The sequence below is a fragment of the Ornithinibacillus proteolyticus genome (genome assembly GCF_039581225.1).
In the GTDB taxonomy this organism is placed as follows: Bacteria; Bacillota; Bacilli; order Bacillales; family Amphibacillaceae; genus Ornithinibacillus; species Ornithinibacillus massiliensis.
Genome location: NZ_JBCPXV010000130.1, coordinates 1 through 447 on the forward strand (window position 1 = coordinate 1; position 447 = coordinate 447).

Annotated in this window: 1 protein-coding gene; it reads right to left on the reverse strand. The window is 36.5% G+C overall.

The genetic code is table 11. The features are described from left to right. On the reverse strand, nt 1–272 hold a 272-nt coding region (locus AAIB49_RS19940), incomplete at its 3' end, for a transposase (RefSeq protein ID WP_343459072.1). Nucleotides 273–447: the final 175 nt, after the last annotated feature.

Genomic DNA, 447 nt, shown 5'->3' on the forward strand with positions numbered 1-447 from the left:
TCCTGAGATAACCACATCATTCGTACACTATCTTCTAATAAGGCTTCAATCTTCCTGCCCGAAAAGGCAGACTGCGTATAACCACAAAGGATAATTTTCAACATCATCCGCGAAGCATATGGCGGACGACCTGTATCTTTTCTAAGTGGTTCAAGAGCACTTTCTGGAATACTTTCTACTAAATCATTAATGGCAAAGGCAATGTCATTTTCTTTTAATCTAACTTCCAAATCCATAGGTAATACAACTTGTTTCATGTTATAATACGACATAAGGACACCTCCGAAAAAAGTTATTGGTCGTACTTTAATTTTATCAGATGGTGTCCTTTTTGTTTACTTTAATATCAGAAAATTGCGTGCAAAAAATAATAAGCATGGTCCTTACCGTTAAAACGTTGGTAAGGACCATGCTTATATTAATTTACTGGGGTTTTGTCCCAGCCTC